The organism is Phenylobacterium sp. LjRoot219, assembly GCF_964252995.1.
In the GTDB taxonomy this organism is placed as follows: Bacteria; Pseudomonadota; Alphaproteobacteria; order Caulobacterales; family Caulobacteraceae; genus Phenylobacterium.
Genome location: NZ_CAXUQI020000001.1, coordinates 2,911,400 through 2,925,049 on the forward strand (window position 1 = coordinate 2,911,400; position 13,650 = coordinate 2,925,049).

At 71.2% G+C, this 13,650-nt stretch carries 15 protein-coding genes and 1 tRNA gene; 7 read left to right on the forward strand and 9 right to left on the reverse strand.

Annotation, left to right across the window (positions count from 1 at the left end; genetic code table 11):
- Positions 1-80: 80 nt before the first annotated feature.
- On the reverse strand, positions 81-1,730 hold the full coding sequence (locus ACSQ14_RS14265) for an alkaline phosphatase family protein (protein WP_436013858.1): 1,650 nt from the start codon (positions 1,728-1,730) through the stop codon (positions 81-83).
- 118 nt (positions 1,731-1,848) lie between these two features.
- Here ACSQ14_RS14265 and ACSQ14_RS14270 point away from each other — a divergent pair, with 118 nt between their 5' ends.
- Entirely contained in the window at positions 1,849-2,265 is a 417-nt protein-coding gene (locus tag ACSQ14_RS14270; RefSeq protein WP_436013860.1) for a YbaN family protein, read from the forward strand.
- Between the two features lie 9 nt (positions 2,266-2,274).
- Here ACSQ14_RS14270 and ACSQ14_RS14275 read toward each other — a convergent pair whose 3' ends face one another.
- Positions 2,275-3,450: a hypothetical protein gene (locus ACSQ14_RS14275; RefSeq protein WP_436013862.1), complete on the reverse strand. Its 1,176-nt coding sequence runs from the start codon at positions 3,448-3,450 to the stop codon at positions 2,275-2,277.
- 88 nt (positions 3,451-3,538) lie between these two features.
- Positions 3,539-3,622: transfer RNA gene (locus tag ACSQ14_RS14280), tRNA-Leu, on the reverse strand.
- Between the two features lie 215 nt (positions 3,623-3,837).
- Here ACSQ14_RS14280 and ACSQ14_RS14285 point away from each other — a divergent pair.
- The 3 genes from ACSQ14_RS14285 (at position 3,838) to ACSQ14_RS14295 (ending at position 6,503) form a co-directional block, all read left to right on the forward strand.
- Positions 3,838-4,149: a FeoA family protein gene (locus ACSQ14_RS14285; RefSeq protein WP_436013864.1), complete on the forward strand. Its 312-nt coding sequence runs from the start codon at positions 3,838-3,840 to the stop codon at positions 4,147-4,149.
- On the forward strand, positions 4,146-6,029 hold the full coding sequence (feoB, locus tag ACSQ14_RS14290; RefSeq protein WP_436013866.1) for a ferrous iron transport protein B: 1,884 nt from the start codon (positions 4,146-4,148) through the stop codon (positions 6,027-6,029). The genes ACSQ14_RS14285 and feoB overlap by 4 nt, the downstream gene beginning before the upstream one ends.
- 168 nt (positions 6,030-6,197) lie before the next feature.
- Positions 6,198-6,503, forward strand: coding sequence for a hypothetical protein (locus ACSQ14_RS14295; RefSeq protein WP_436013868.1), 306 nt, complete (start codon positions 6,198-6,200; stop codon positions 6,501-6,503).
- 24 nt (positions 6,504-6,527) lie between these two features.
- Here ACSQ14_RS14295 and ACSQ14_RS14300 read toward each other — a convergent pair whose 3' ends face one another.
- The 6 genes from ACSQ14_RS14300 to hppD form a co-directional block, all read right to left on the reverse strand.
- Positions 6,528-7,013, reverse strand: a complete 486-nt coding sequence (locus tag ACSQ14_RS14300) for a MarR family winged helix-turn-helix transcriptional regulator (protein ID WP_436013870.1) — start codon at positions 7,011-7,013, stop codon at positions 6,528-6,530.
- The gene (locus ACSQ14_RS14305) at positions 7,010-8,014 is read right to left on the reverse strand and encodes a fumarylacetoacetate hydrolase family protein (protein ID WP_436013872.1); all 1,005 of its coding nucleotides are present in this window, start codon (positions 8,012-8,014) and stop codon (positions 7,010-7,012) included. Before ACSQ14_RS14305 ends, ACSQ14_RS14300 begins: the two co-directional genes overlap by 4 nt.
- A gap of 58 nt (positions 8,015-8,072) precedes the next feature.
- Positions 8,073-8,339: a hypothetical protein gene (locus tag ACSQ14_RS14310; protein ID WP_436013874.1), complete on the reverse strand. Its 267-nt coding sequence runs from the start codon at positions 8,337-8,339 to the stop codon at positions 8,073-8,075.
- Complete coding sequence (locus ACSQ14_RS14315) at positions 8,326-9,468, reverse strand: homogentisate 1,2-dioxygenase (protein ID WP_436013876.1); 1,143 nt, start codon at positions 9,466-9,468, stop codon at positions 8,326-8,328. The genes ACSQ14_RS14310 and ACSQ14_RS14315 overlap by 14 nt, the downstream gene beginning before the upstream one ends.
- Positions 9,468-10,466, reverse strand: a complete 999-nt coding sequence (locus ACSQ14_RS14320; RefSeq protein WP_436013878.1) for an isoaspartyl peptidase/L-asparaginase family protein — start codon at positions 10,464-10,466, stop codon at positions 9,468-9,470. Before ACSQ14_RS14320 ends, ACSQ14_RS14315 begins: the two co-directional genes overlap by 1 nt.
- A gap of 215 nt (positions 10,467-10,681) precedes the next feature.
- On the reverse strand, positions 10,682-11,779 hold the full coding sequence (gene hppD, locus ACSQ14_RS14325) for a 4-hydroxyphenylpyruvate dioxygenase (protein WP_436013880.1): 1,098 nt from the start codon (positions 11,777-11,779) through the stop codon (positions 10,682-10,684).
- A gap of 115 nt (positions 11,780-11,894) precedes the next feature.
- On the opposite strand from hppD, the gene ACSQ14_RS14330 reads away from it, so the two are divergent.
- The 3 genes from ACSQ14_RS14330 to ACSQ14_RS14340 are packed head-to-tail and all read left to right on the forward strand — an operon-like array spanning position 11,895 to position 13,601.
- Positions 11,895-12,473 carry a YqaA family protein gene (locus ACSQ14_RS14330; protein ID WP_436013882.1) on the forward strand — a complete coding sequence of 193 codons (579 nt, stop codon included), beginning with the start codon at positions 11,895-11,897 and terminating at the stop codon, positions 12,471-12,473.
- A 28-nt stretch (positions 12,474-12,501) separates the two neighbouring features.
- Positions 12,502-13,026, forward strand: a complete 525-nt coding sequence (locus ACSQ14_RS14335) for a disulfide bond formation protein B (RefSeq protein WP_436013884.1) — start codon at positions 12,502-12,504, stop codon at positions 13,024-13,026.
- Entirely contained in the window at positions 13,023-13,601 is a 579-nt protein-coding gene (locus ACSQ14_RS14340) for a demethoxyubiquinone hydroxylase family protein (RefSeq protein WP_436013886.1), read from the forward strand. Before ACSQ14_RS14335 ends, ACSQ14_RS14340 begins: the two co-directional genes overlap by 4 nt.
- Positions 13,602-13,650 lie beyond the last annotated feature (49 nt).

A 13,650-nucleotide genomic window follows, 5' to 3' on the forward strand; every position in this document is an offset into this window, starting at 1 on the left:
GGCTCTTTTTGCGATGCGATCTCATTTGCAATGTCGCACCCCCAGCGCAACCTTGGGGCCGCGCTAGAGGCCGCCCTTTTTCACCGCGCGCCGACGGCGCAACCCTGGCCGATCTCGACGCAACGGCCGTCGACCTGCGGGGCGGCGACCGCCATCAGCGGTGCGAGCGTCGGGGCGATGTCCACCGTCTCCATGGGCGCCGCCTCACGGGCCGGGGTGACGCCGCGCCACCAGAACAGGATCGGCACCCGGCGGTCGTAGTCCCAGGGCGAGCCGTGGCCGGCGACGCTGTCGCCCAGTTCGCGCGGCATGCCGACAGTCGCCCGCTCGACATAGGCGACGAGGATGTCGCCGCTGCGTTCGGCGTCGAAGCTCTCGGCGAAGCGCTCCGGCACGGTGAGCGCGGTGACCGGCGTGCCGGGCGCAATCCGCACCGCGGCGATCTCGGCGGCGGTGTAGGCGGCGGCGACCTCCGGCCGCGCCTTCAGCCAGGCCGTGGCGACGGCGAGGATTTCGCCGCGCCGCGGCGCGTCGGCGGCCGCCAGGGTGAGGACGATCTGGCGCGAATTGCCGGCCACCGGCTCGTATGAAAGCCCGAAGGTCGCCTGCAGATGCCGCGCGAGGCCGCGGGTGATCGCGCGCCCATCGACCCGGATCGCCGGCGGATCCAGGCGCTCGGCCGCGTCGATCGCGCCGTGGTCGGCGGTGAGCATCACGACATAGGGCACGCCGCGGCGGTCCAGCCCGGCGAGGAAGGCGCCCAGAGCCGCATCGAGCGAGGCGAGCTGCACGCAGCTTTCCGCCCCGCCGTTGCCGTAGCGGTGGCCGATGGCGTCGGTCGCCGACAGGCTGATCGCCAGCAGGTCGGTCTGCGGCCCCTGCCCCAGCCGGAAGCGGTCCACCAATTGATCGGCGAAGGCCAACGTCAGCCGATCGAGCTCCGGCGAGGCCCGCAGCTCCTCGTCGAAGTCCCGGGCGTCCGGCGCCAGCACGCCGCCCGGCGCGGTCTGCGGCGGGACCGCGCCGCTGAGCTCGAGCGCGCCGAAGCGGTGCGGCTTCTGCAGCGCGGCGCAGCGGGCGGAGATCTGCTGCGGCCAGAGACGCGGCGGCGCGGCCCGCCAGGCGGCGGAGCGCGCGGCGTTGAACGCCTCGGCCGGCGCCAGCACCTGCGGCGTCGTCGGCCCCGCATGGCGCGAGGTGGCGAAGCCCCGCTTGTCGGCCCACCAGTAGACCGCGTCGGGGTGCTGGCCGGCCATCATGATCGCCCCGCGGTCCTTGCCGGAGACGGCGACCGAGCGCGCGCCCGGCCGGGCCTGCTTCAGCCAGTCGCCGAGCGCGTCGACGCGCAGCTTGCCGGGGCCGCGGGCGTCCGGCTCGCCGCCGCCCTCCACCGAGACGCAGTAGACGGTCTTGCCGCTCGCGCGGTCGTACCAGCTGTTGGCGACGATGCCGGTGCGGGCCGGGTGGGCGCCGGTCAGGATGGTGGAATGGCCGGGACAGGTCTCGGTCGCGCCGTGCGACTGGTAGCCGGTGAACGCCAGCCCCTCGCCGAGCCGCTTCAGCCCGCCGGTGAAGGTCGGGCGATAACGTTCGTAGAGCTCCAGGCTCAGCTGATCGACCGAGATCGCCACCACCAGCTTCGGCTGCGCCGGAGGCGGCGCGGCGACCGCCGCCGAGGCCGAAAGCAGAGCCGCACCGATCGCCGCCAGCCGCATCGCCAATGTCTTCACGCGCTTGCTCCCCGAGTTCGCGGCGTCTTCTACGGTCGCGATTGTGACAGTTGCGTATCGCCGCGGCGTTCGAAAGCCCGCTGGGCGGACGAGCGTTCGCGTGGTTGATTGCGCGCGCATGGGCCGCCCTACCCCCCAGACCGACGCTTCCGCCCGCGGCGCGCCGCTCACCCGGCCGCTGTGGCTGCTGCTGGGCTTCGCCTGCGTCGGCCTGGCCTTCGTCGGCGCGCTGCTGCCGCTGATGCCGACGACCATCTTCCTGATTTTCGCGGCGGCCTGCTTCGCCCGCTCCTCGCCGCGCTTCGAGGCCTGGCTGCTGAACCACAAGCAGTTCGGCCCGACGCTCCGAGCCTGGCGGGCGGAAGGCGCGATCGGCCGGCGCGGCAAGACTGCGGCCTGCGCCGGCATGGCCGGCGGCTATGGCATGTTCTGGATCGCCATCCACCCGAGCCTGATCACCGCGGCCCTGGTCGGCGGCGTGATGGCCGGCTGTGCGGCCTATGTGCTCAGCCGCCCCGCGCCGCGCCGCCAGTAGCCCCGCCCCTCATCCCGGCAGGAGTTGCGCTGCGGTCTCGTCGCGGTGCTTCTTCAGATAGGCCATGAACGGCGTGCCGCCGGTGCCGACGTCGGTGGCGTTGCCGGCCGAGTCCCGCGCCTGCCGATGGATGTAGCTGGCGGCGTACTCGAGGTGGCGCGCGCGGAAGCGGGCCACGCGCAGGACGCACTCGTTATAGGCCTCGCGAAGCGCCGGGCGGCCCGCCGCGGCGACGAACGCGCGCAGCCGGCTTTCAGCCCGCAGGCGGTCGATGAACCGGCGATGCGCCGGCGGTCGATAGGCATGCAGTTCGTCCAGGTAGCTGCGCAGCGGGTCCTGGGCGTGGCGGACGCCCAGCAAGGCGTCCAGCGCCGGCACGATCGAACTCTGCGCCCCGGTCTGGCCGCGGAAGGCCTGGGGCTCGCCGCCGGTTTCAGCCACCCCCTCGTAGACCAGGCCCGCGCCGAGCGCCGGATTGTCCTTCCAGCCGTGGATGTAGGGCCGCACGCGGTGGAAGTAGATGTACGGATCGCAGCGCTCCGGCATGCGATCGAAGATGGCGCTGACGTCGTCCCAGACGGCGGCGACGGCCAGGAGGCCGCGCTCGGCGCTGTCGGCGTCGTGCTGGTCGGCGGCCGCGATCAGCGCTGGCGCCTCCGCGAGCATCGCCCCGGCCCGGGCCTCGATGGCGACATGCACGAGCACGAACCAGGCCTCGTCCTGACCGGCGAGGAAGTTCTGGACCATGAACAGGTTGTCGAGCGCGATCGGGCCCGCCGAGTCGAGCCGGCCCCAGTTGTCCAGCACATAGGCCGAATAGGACAGCAGCGGCTTCTCGCCCAGCCGGCGGGCCAGCGCCCAGATCGGCTTGGCCAGCGTCGCCGGCAGGCGGGCGGGCGGCGCCGCTTCGCCCCACACATAGGCCTGCGCCATGAAGGCGTAGCGCACCATGGCGCTGCGCACCGCCGGGTCGGCCGCCTCGGCGCAGAAGCCCGTGAGGTCGAGTTCCGGCAACTGTTCGAGGTGGGCGCGCACGCGGCCGGTGGGCAGCGTGCGCGGAAGGCTGGCGGCGGCCTCCACCGCCGGGGCGAGGTCGGCGGGAAGCCGCACCGCATCCGCATCGTACCCACAGAGGAATCCGCGCTCCGGCGTGATGTCGTGGTCGGAGAGTTCCAGAGCGTCCATCACCGAACCTTAGGTGCTGGAAGCATAACGATTCAGCGGGCTCGTGGTGGCGCTGAAGCGCCCACGGATCTGCGCAAACTCATGCGAATGGTGCCCCAGGCCGGACTCGAACCAGCACGCCTCTCGACAGCAGATTTTGAGTCTGCCGCGTCTACCATTTCGCCACTGGGGCCCCCGGCGCGCGCGGCGGTTAAGCCGCCCGCTCTGGGCGGCGGCACTCTAGCCACCGAGCGGCCCCGGTCAACGTGAGCCTGCAAAATTGCGCAGGCCCAAATCGCCGGCCTCGGAAGCGGGGCAAAATGTCCTTGGCGCTTGTGTTTGCGGCGCTTTGTCCGTAACTGATAATCGTTCGCAAAGTATCGCAAGGCGTCACTTTTGATGCACGACATGCTCGCCCCCACGTCGGCCGTCGATACGGCCGTCCGGCGCCTCAGCCAGGCCCGCCCCGGAGACGCCGGCGTGATCGTCGACGTCCGCGCCGAGTCGCGTCCCGCCGAGCAGGGCCTGAGCGTCGAGGAGCTGCAACGCCGCCTGCTGGAGTTCGGCTTCGTCGAGGGCGCCGAGATCGAGGTCCTGCACGAGGGCGCGATCGGCCGCGACCCGATCGCCGTGCGGGTCGACGACATGCGCGTCGCCCTGCGCCGCGGCGACGCCGAGGATATCTGGGTGCGGTTCGCCGACCACGCCGACCGCCGATGAACGTCGCCACCGACACCCTCGCCGCCACCGCCCGCGTGGCGCTGGTGGGCAACCCCAATTCCGGCAAGACGGCGTTGTTCAACGCGCTGACCGGCAGCCGCCAAAAGGTCGCCAACTATGCCGGCGTCACCGTCGAGCGGAAGGAAGGCCAGCTAAAGACCAGCGAGGGCCGGACGCTGTCGATCCTCGACCTGCCCGGCACCTATTCGCTGCGCGCCCGCAGCCCCGACGAGGAAGTCACCCGCGACGCGGTGCTCGGCCGGCTGGCCGGCGAACAGACCCCCGACGTGCTGGTCTGCGTCGCCGACGCCACCAACCTTCGCCTGGTGCTGCGGCTGATCCTCGAGCTGAAGGCCGTCGGCCGGCCGATGGTGCTGGCGCTGAACATGTACGACATCGCCCAGCGCCAGGGTCTGCGGATCGACCTCGACGGCCTGCAGCGCGAACTGGGCTGCCCGATCGTCACCACCGTCGCGACCCGCAAGCGTGGCATCGAAGAGCTGGTCGCCAAGGTCGACGAGATCGCCCACGCCGGCGCGCTCGCCGGCGAGAACGTCTGGCGCGAGCCGACCGCCGCGGAGATCCGCCAGGCGCATCGCGAGGCGCAACGGCTGCTGAAGACCTATGTCCGCCCGCCGGAGCGGCCGGACACCATGACCGCCCGCATCGACGCGGTGCTGCTGCATCCGCTCGCCGGCCTGACGATCCTGATGGGCCTGCTGTTCCTGATGTTCCAGGCGGTGTTCAGCTGGGCCGCCCCGGCCCAGGACCTGATCGAGACCGCCTTCGGCGCGCTGGGCGGGCTGGTTGCGGGCGCCCTGCCGGCCGGACCGCTGACCAGCTTCCTGACTGACGGGGTGATCTCCGGGGTCGGCAGCGTGCTGGTGTTCCTGCCGCAGATCCTGGTGCTGTTCCTGTTCATCCTCCTCTTGGAGGACTTCGGCTACATGGCCCGGGCCGCCTTCCTGATGGACCGGATCATGGGCGGCGCCGGGCTGCACGGGCGCGCCTTCATCCCACTGCTGTCCTCGTTTGCCTGCGCCATCCCCGGCGTGATGGCGACCCGGGTGATCGACAACAAGCGCGACCGGCTGACCACCATCCTGGTGGCCCCGCTGATGACCTGCTCGGCGCGGATCCCGGTCTACACCCTGATCATCTCGGCCTTCATCCCCGACCGCAGCGTCGCCGGGTTCCTGAACCTGCAGGGGCTGGTGATGTTCGGCCTCTACGCCGCCGGCATCTTCAGCGCGCTGGGCATCTCGTTCCTGACCCGGCGGCTGTTCTGGCGCGGCGCGGTCGAGCCGTTCCTGATGGAGCTGCCGACCTACAAGCTGCCGGACCCGGAGAATGTGCTGCGCAACCTCTATCTGCGCGGCAAGATCTTCGTCGAGCGCGCCGGCCGGATCATCTTCCCGCTGACCATCCTGATCTGGTTCCTGTCGACCTACCCGGCGGCGCCTGCCGGCGCGACCGAGCCGGCGATCGACTACTCGTTCGCCGGCCAACTCGGCCATGCGCTGCAGCCGCTGCTCGCCCCGATCGGCTTCAACTGGCAGATGACCGTGGCGCTGATCCCGGGCTTCGCCGCCCGCGAGGTCGCCGTGGCGGCGCTGGGCACGGTCTACGCCGTCGCCGCGACCGACTCCGACCCGGGCATGCTGGCCACCACCTTGGCCAACCACTGGTCGATCGCCACCGGGCTGTCGTTCCTCGCCTGGTACATCTTCGCCCCGCAATGCATCTCGACGCTCGGCGTCGTGAAGCGCGAGACCAACTCCTGGCGCTGGCCGATCGTCATGCTGGTCTACATGACCGCGATGGCCTACCTGGCCTCGCTGGTCGTCTACCGCGCCGCCGTCGCGGCGGGGCTGGGGTAGCAGCGTCTCCTCATTTGCTCCGACCTCCCCCGCTGCGCGGGGGCGGTAGAGGCTCCGAAGGAGGCGAGATCCTGGTTACCGAAAGACTAAACCCAGGCGCGAATTAATCAGGGCTTCAACCTCGATTTTAACCGAGCGACAACCCAGCGGCGCCATGTTGCTTAAGCCATGTCAAAGCACCTGGAAATCGCCTCCGACACGCACACCGGCAAGAAGCCGGCGCGACCCAATCTCGCCAAGCGTGTCCGCGAGGTACTCCTAGCCCTCGGCGGCGAAGCGCACCGCGGGCTGGTGATCGAGCAAGTGGCCCGTTCGCTGGGCCACGACGTCCATCAGATCCCCCAAGACCTGCACTCGGCGCTGATCCAGTGCTTCGAGGGGAACTGGCGCGACGAGCGCCGGCGGGCCGCCTACGGCTTCCACCTGCCGTTCGGCGAAGGCTCGCACCGCTGGAGCGTGCGCACCCTCCACTAGGCCGCGGGCCACCAGCCGGCCGGGTCAGCCGATCGGTGGAGGCTCGCCTTCGCCGGCGAGCGCCGTGGCGGCGGTCTGCAGCCGGCCGAGCAGGCGGCGCAACAGGCTGACCTCTTCCGGCGCCAGGCCGGAGATCAGCGCCGCCTCGTAGGCCAGCGCCAAGGGCGCGATCTCGCCGAACAGCCGCCGGCCCTCGGCGGTGAGCGACAGCACGTGCGAGCGCCCGTCGGCGTGATGCTCCGAGCGGGCGATCAGCCGCCGGCCGGCCAGCCCCTGGGCGGCGCGGCTGACGGTGACCTTGTCCATGAAGGTGCGGGTGACGATCTGGCCTTGGGTCATGGCGCCCTCGTCGGCCAGCACGCACATCAGCCGCCACTGCGGAATCGTCAGGCCGAAACGGTCCTGGTAGGCGCGCGCGATCAGGCCGGAGACGGCGTTCGACGCCACCGACAGCCGGTACGGCAGATAAGCGTCGAGCTTGAGGCCGGGCTCGCCGTCGTCCGCGCTCATGTCGCCTCCACCTGCTGCTCAATCGCCCCGAAGATCGTGTGCCGGCGCCCGTCGCGCATCTCGATCCGCACCACGTCGCCGGCCTTGAGGAACGGCGTCCGGGCCTGGCCGTCGGCCAGGGTCTCGACGGTGCGCAACTCCGCCAGACAGGAGTAGCCGACCCCGCCAGCGGCGACCGGCTGCCCCGGTCCGCCATCCGGGCCGCGGTTGGACACCGTGCCCGAACCGATGATCGAGCCCGCCGCGAGGCTGCGGGTGCGCGCGGCGTGCGCCACCAGCTGTCCGAAATCGAAGGTCATGTCGACGCCGGCGTCGGCTCGCCCGAGCGGCTCTCCGTTCAACTCAACCTCCAGTGACCCATGCAGCTTCCCGGCACGCCACCCTTGCAGCGAGTCCGGCGTCACCGCCACTGGGGAAAAGGCCGAAGCCGGCTTCGCCTGGAAGAAGCCGAACCCCTTGGCGATCTCGCCCGGGATCAGGTTGCGCAGCGACACGTCGTTGCACAGCATCACCAGGCGAACCGCGGCCAGCGCCGCCTCGGGGCTCGCGCCCTGCGGCACGTCGCCGGTGATCACCGCGACTTCCGCCTCGAGGTCCAGCCCCCAGGACGGATCTGACAACGGGATCGCATCCCGTGGCCCGAGGAAGCCGTCGGAGCCGCCCTGGTACATCAGCGGATCGGTCCAGAAGCTCTCCGGCATCTCCGCCCCGCGCGCCTGCCGCACCAGCGCCACGTGGTTCACATAGGCCGAGCCGTCCGCCCACTGATAGGCGCGCGGCAGGGGGCTGGCGGCCTCATGCTCGTGGAACCGCTCGCGCGGCACGCCGCCGTGCTCGAGCGTCTCGGCCAGCGCCCGCAGATGCGGTTCGCAGCGCTCCCAGTCGTCCAGCGCCGCCTGCAGCGTCGGCGCGATGGCGTCGGCCGGCGCGTACCAGGCCAAGTCGTCGGAGACGACCACCAGCCGTCCGTCGCGGCCATCCTTCAGAGACGCAAGCTTCATGCGGTTTCCAATCCCTGCTGTTGGTGGGTGCGGCGGGCGCGGCCTCCGCGGTTCATGTTCACTCCGCCGGCCCGATGGTGCGGGCGAGCCGCACGCCGGACTCGTAGGCGTCGGGCGGATAGACGACGACCTCGACGCGGATCTCGCCGCCGGGCTCGCCTTCCCACAGGTAGCTGCGCTCGAAGCAGACCGCGCGGCCGGCCGGGGTGAAGCCCTCGAAGGTGTCGCCCCAGGGCATGTGGCCGGCGAGGTCGCGCCAGCCCAGGGTGCAGGCGCGCTCGAGTTCGTCCTCGGCGGCGGCGGAGAGATCTTCAACCTGGGTCATGGCTCTTCCAGCTGTCGACATAGGCGGGGTTTTCGACCGCGCCGGCGGCCTCGCCGACCTCCAGCGGGTCGCGGGCGTCGACCATCACGGCGTACTCGTCGGTCGCGGGCTTGGCCTGGACGAGCATGTTCTTCAGCGCCTTCGGGTGCGGCCCGTGGGTGAAGCCGGACGGATGGAAGGTCATCATGCCGGCCTCGATGTGGTCGCGGCTGAAGAAGTCGCCGGCGTGGTAGAACAGCACCTCGTCATAGTCGTCGTTGTTGTGGAAGAACGGCACCTTCAGCGCGCCGGGATCGGTCTCGAACGGCCGCGGCGCGAAGGTGCAGACGACGAACCGGTCGCTGACGAAGGTGGTGTGGACGCTGGGCGGCAGGTGGTAGCGGTGGCTGGCGACCGGCCGCAGGTCGCGCACGTTGAGCCGCACCGGCGCCAGGTCGCCGTGCCAGCCGACCGCGTCGAGCGGATTGTAGGGATAGGTCACCACCGAGACCTGGCCGCGCTTCTTAATCTCGACGGCGACCTCGCCCGGCCGCGCCGCCTGGGCCTCGAACGCCGCGTCCAGCTCGGGCGTCTGCAGCATCGCCGGGTCGAACAGGGCGTGGCCGCCGAGCAGGCCGCGGTCCGGCAGGCCGAAGTGGCTGTTGGTCGCCTCGATCATCAGGATGGCGGTCGGCTCGGCCGGCTCCAGCCGCCACAGGGTCCCGCGCGGCAGGTAGAGGTAGTCGCCGGCCTCGTAAGGGAGCCGGCCGTAGTCGCAGAACAGCTGGCCAGCGCCCTGGTGGACGAACAGCAGCTGGTCGCCGTCGGCGTTGCGCGCCAGCGCCGGCATGGCTTGGGCGAGCTTCCAGAAGCGGATCTCGACCGCGGCGTTGAACAGCACCTTGCCGGCCGCCCAGGGCGACGGCTCGGCGGCGTTTAGCCGGGCCAGGTCGAAGGCCCGGGGACGCAGCGGCCCCTCGAACGTCGTCCAGCCGGTCGGCGGCCGCGGATGGTGGATGAAGGCCGCCGGGCCGAAGAAGCCCTCCTTGGAGATCTCCCGCTCATAGGTTCCGGGCGGCAGGTCGGCGTGGGCCTGGCGGGAGTGGCGGCCTTGCGCGCCGCGGACCGGGATCCAGTTGCGCTTCGCCATCAGGGATCGTCCTTGAAGATGCCCACGACCAGCGGCTCGGCGTCGCTGATCCGCGCGCGGTACATGCCCGTGGTGTTGAAGCTCCAGGCCATCCGGCCGTCGGGCGCGACCGCGATGACCCCGCCGTCGCCGCCGATGGCGGGCAGCTGCTGCTGCACCACCTGGTCGACGGCGGCCTGCAGCGACAGCCCCTTGTACTCCACCAGGGCGCAGACCTCGCGGGCCACGGTCAGGCGGATGAAGTATTCGCCCGTGCCGGTGGCGGAGACCGCGCAGGAGCGGTTGGAGGCGTAGGCCCCGGCGCCGATGATCGGGCTGTCGCCGACCCGGCCCCAGCGTTTGGCGGTCGTGCCGCCGGTCGAGGTCCCGGCCGCGACGTCGCCGCGGCTGTCGCGCGCCACCACGCCGACCGTGCCGTGCTTGCCCTCGTCGTGGGCGAGCGCGGCGGCGGCGTCCGGGCCGCGCGGCGCGCCGGCCGGCCGCGGCGGGATCGGCAGGCGCTCGGCCTGCAGCGCCTTTTCCAGCGAGCGCCAGCGCCGCTCGGTGAAGAACCAGCTCGGATCGACCTGCTCGAGGCGCTGGCTGCGGGCGAAGGCGTCGGCGCCCTCGCCGATCAGGAAGACGTGCGCAGAGCGCTCCATGACCGTCCGCGCCAGCGAGATCGGATGCCGCGTGCGGGTGACGCCGGCCACCGCGCCGGCCTTCATCTCGCGCCCCTCCATGATCGCCGCGTCGAGCTCGTTCTTGCCGTCGGCGGTGAAGACCGCGCCGCGGCCGGCGTTGAACAGCGGATCGTCCTCCAGCAGGCGGATCACCACCTCGACCGCGTCCAGCGCGCGGCCGTCGCGGCGCAGCACCGCCGCGCCGGCCTCGGTCGCCCGCGCCATGGCCTCGCGATAGGCCCGCTCCTGGTCCGGCTTCAGCTGGCCGCGCTCGATGGCGCCCGCGCCGCCGTGCACGACGAGGGCCCACTGGGCGGCGGCGGCGGGATCGGGCATGAACAGGCTCAGCAGGACGAGGAACAGAAGAATGAGGATGGGCCGCGTGAGCGCCGGGCGCCAGCGCAGTTGAACGCCCCCTCCGTCTCGGCGCTGCGCGCCGATCCACCTCCCCCGCTTCGCGGTGGAGGAGCGGGTCGCTTCTCCCCCGCGTGCGGGGGAGCTGTCGGCGAAGCCGACTGAGGGGGCGTTCGGCGCAGGCGCGAGCCCCACGCCTACTCCTTCGCCGGCAGCACGCCGCGGCGGACCTGGTCGAGCTCGATCGACTCGAACAGCGCCTTGAAGTTGCCCTCGCCGAAACCCTCGTTGCCCTTGCGCTGGATCAGCTCGAAGAAGATCGGGCCGATCATGTTTTCGGTGAAGATCTGCAGCAGCAGCCCCTGCCCCTCGGTCGGCGCGCCGTCGACCAGGATCCGGTCGGCCTGCAGCCGGTGGATCTCCTCGCCGTGGCCCGGCACCCGGGCGTCGAGCTGCTCGTAGTAGGTGTCCGGGGTGTCCTGGAAGCGCACGCCGCGCGCGCGCATCGCCTCGACCGCGTGGAAGATGTCCGGCGTGCCCAGCGCCACGTGCTGGATCCCCTCGCCGTGGTACTCGCGCAGGAACTCCTCGATCTGCGAGTGCTCGTCCTGGCTCTCGTTGAGCGGGATGCGGATCTTGCCGCAGGGACTGGTCATCGCCTTGGAGAACAGACCGGTCTGCTTGCCCTCGATGTCGAAGTAGCGGATCTGCCGGAAGTTGAAGATCCGCTCGTAGAAGTCCGCCCACGTCGCCATCTTCCCGCGGAAGACGTTGTGGGTCAGGTGGTCGATGTAGGTCAGCCCGACCGAATTGGCGGCCGCCTGCTCGGCCGCGCCCGGGATCGCCACGAAGTCGACGTCGTAGATCTCCTGCGCCCCGTAGCGGTCGACGAGATAGAGGTTGGAGCCGCCGATCCCCTCGATCGCCGGGATGTTCAGCTCCATCGGCCCGACCGGACCACTGACCGCGGTCGCGCCGCGCTCGACCGCCAGCTTCAGGGCCAGAGCCGCATCACGCACCCGGAAGGCCATGGCGTTGGCCGAGGGGCCATGCACCCGCCGGAAGTCCGCCGGCTGGCCGGAGGGCTCCATGTTCAGCAGGAAGTTGATGTCGCCCTGGCGGAAGCGCAGCACGTCCTTCGACCGGTGCCGCGCGACCGCGGTGAACCCCATCAGCTCGAACAGGCCCTTGAGCCGCTCCGGCTCGGGCGAGGTGAATTCGACGAACTCGAATCCGTCGGTGGCCAGCGGATTGTCGAACAGCGGCTCTGCGCGAATTGTCGTCTCGGCGCCCATCAGTCGCGCTCCCTCGAAGAGAATATGGTATCAATCGTAACTATATAGCGCCACAGGAGACAAGGCCTTCCGCGCCTGCTAGCTGAACGCGCAACACAGTCATTCCGGGGCGTCGATGCTGCGCAAACTCTACGACTGGGTTTTCAACCTGGCCGGCTCGCGTCATGCGCCCAAGGCGCTGGTCGCGGTTTCCTTCGCCGAAAGCTCGTTCTTTCCGATTCCGCCGGACGTGATGCTGGCGCCGATGGTGCTGGCGCGGCCGGAGAAGGCCTACGTCTACGCCGGCCTGTGCACCCTCGCCTCGGTGCTTGGCGGGCTGCTCGGCTACGCCATCGGCGTGTGGCTGGAGCCGGTCGGCTACGCCATCCTGGCGTTCTTCGGCCACCCGGAGGGGCCGGCCGAGTTCCAGAAGTGGTTCGCCGAATGGGGCGCCTGGATCATCCTCGTGAAGGGGCTGACGCCGATCCCCTACAAGCTGGTGACGATCACCGCCGGCGTGGCGCACTTCGACCTGGCGACCTTCATCTGGACCTCGACGCTGACCCGCGGCGCGCGCTTCTTCCTCTCGGCCACGCTGCTCAAGTACTTCGGTCCGCACATCCGCGCCGAGGTCGAGCGCCGGCTCGGGCTCTACAGCCTGCTGTTCTTCGTGCTGCTGATCGGCGTGGTCTTCGTCGTGAAGTACTTGGGCTGAGCCGCGGTTTCGGGTCATATCGGCGCCGATGAGCGGCTTCCTTCGCCCCTTTCTCGACCGCTGGCGGCTGTGCGCGCTGGCCGCGGCGGCCGCCATGCTGGCGACCGCCCACGCCTTCGAGACCTTCGGCGGCCTGCCGCCCTGCACCCTGTGCCTGCGCCAGCGCGAGGTCTACTGGTGGGCCGGCGGCGTGGCGCTGGCGGCGATGCTGATCGTGCGGGCGCCCGGCGGCCGCCGGCTGCGTGAGGCCAGCTGCTGGCTGCTCGGCCTGATCTTCCTGATCGGCGCCGGGGTGGCGGTCTATCACGCCGGCGCCGAGTGGAAGTTCTGGCCCGGCCCGACCACCTGCGCCAGCGCCGGCGGCGGCGCGATGGCCGTCGACGCCGACGCGATGTCGGCCCTGCTGCAGGGCGCGAAGATCAAACCGCCGGCCTGCGACCAGGCGCTCTGGCACTTCCTCGGCCTGTCGATGGCCGGCTGGAACGTGCTGGTCTCGCTGGCGTTGGCCGGCCTGAGCGCGGCGGCGGCGCTGCGCGAAAGGTCCGCGCGATGAGCGAGAAGGCAACTCCGTCCCACGCGCCCCTCCCCCGCCCCGGCGAAGGCGGCCTCGCCGGCCGCCTGGCGGAGATCCTGCGCGTCGACCACGCCGGCGAGCTCGGCGCGGTGGCGATCTATCGCGGGCAACGCGCGGTGCTGGGCGCGGCCGCCGGCCAGGAGCGCATCGCCGGCCAGCTGGCCGAGATGGAGGCGCACGAGGCCGTGCACCTGGCGCGCTTCGACCAGTTGATCCTCGAGCGCGGCGTGCGGCCGACGGCGCTCGCCCCGCTGTGGCGGCTCGCCGGCTTCGCCGTGGGCGCCGGCTCCGCCCTGCTCGGGCCGAAGGCCGCCCACGCCTGCACCGAAGCGGTCGAGAACGTGATCGAACAGCATTACGCCGGCCAGATCAGCGAGCTTGCGGAGACCGAGCCTGAGCTGGTCGCGGAACTGACGAAATTCCGCGACGAGGAGCTCGCGCACCGCGACCTGTCGGTCGCCGAAGGCGCGCGCGAAGCGCCCGGCCACCGGCTGCTGTCGGCGGTGATCGGCGCGGGCTGCCGCGCCGCCATCAAGCTCAGCGAGAAGGTCTAGTCCAAGGTCCGGCGCCGGGCGTACGGTCGCGCTCTCCGCACTTCGGGAG

What these genes read in the sequence shown, in the direction of transcription:
- ACSQ14_RS14285 (WP_436013864.1), top strand. Translation starts at nt 3,838, where the DNA reads ATGCTCGCCCCCACGTCGGCCGTCGATACGGCCGTCCGGCGCCTCAGC.
- ACSQ14_RS14340 (WP_436013886.1), top strand. Translation starts at nt 13,023, where the DNA reads ATGAGCGAGAAGGCAACTCCGTCCCACGCGCCCCTCCCCCGCCCCGGC.
- ACSQ14_RS14275 (WP_436013862.1), bottom strand. Translation starts at nt 3,450, where the DNA reads ATGGACGCTCTGGAACTCTCCGACCACGACATCACGCCGGAGCGCGGA.
- ACSQ14_RS14335 (WP_436013884.1), top strand. Translation starts at nt 12,502, where the DNA reads ATGAGCGGCTTCCTTCGCCCCTTTCTCGACCGCTGGCGGCTGTGCGCG.
- ACSQ14_RS14270 (WP_436013860.1), top strand. Translation starts at nt 1,849, where the DNA reads ATGGGCCGCCCTACCCCCCAGACCGACGCTTCCGCCCGCGGCGCGCCG.
- ACSQ14_RS14295 (WP_436013868.1), top strand. Translation starts at nt 6,198, where the DNA reads ATGTCAAAGCACCTGGAAATCGCCTCCGACACGCACACCGGCAAGAAG.
- hppD (WP_436013880.1), bottom strand. Translation starts at nt 11,779, where the DNA reads ATGGGCGCCGAGACGACAATTCGCGCAGAGCCGCTGTTCGACAATCCG.
- ACSQ14_RS14315 (WP_436013876.1), bottom strand. Translation starts at nt 9,468, where the DNA reads ATGGCGAAGCGCAACTGGATCCCGGTCCGCGGCGCGCAAGGCCGCCAC.
- ACSQ14_RS14330 (WP_436013882.1), top strand. Translation starts at nt 11,895, where the DNA reads ATGCTGCGCAAACTCTACGACTGGGTTTTCAACCTGGCCGGCTCGCGT.
- feoB (WP_436013866.1), top strand. Translation starts at nt 4,146, where the DNA reads ATGAACGTCGCCACCGACACCCTCGCCGCCACCGCCCGCGTGGCGCTG.
- ACSQ14_RS14310 (WP_436013874.1), bottom strand. Translation starts at nt 8,339, where the DNA reads ATGACCCAGGTTGAAGATCTCTCCGCCGCCGCCGAGGACGAACTCGAG.
- ACSQ14_RS14320 (WP_436013878.1), bottom strand. Translation starts at nt 10,466, where the DNA reads ATGCCCGATCCCGCCGCCGCCGCCCAGTGGGCCCTCGTCGTGCACGGC.
- ACSQ14_RS14305 (WP_436013872.1), bottom strand. Translation starts at nt 8,014, where the DNA reads ATGAAGCTTGCGTCTCTGAAGGATGGCCGCGACGGACGGCTGGTGGTC.
- ACSQ14_RS14300 (WP_436013870.1), bottom strand. Translation starts at nt 7,013, where the DNA reads ATGAGCGCGGACGACGGCGAGCCCGGCCTCAAGCTCGACGCTTATCTG.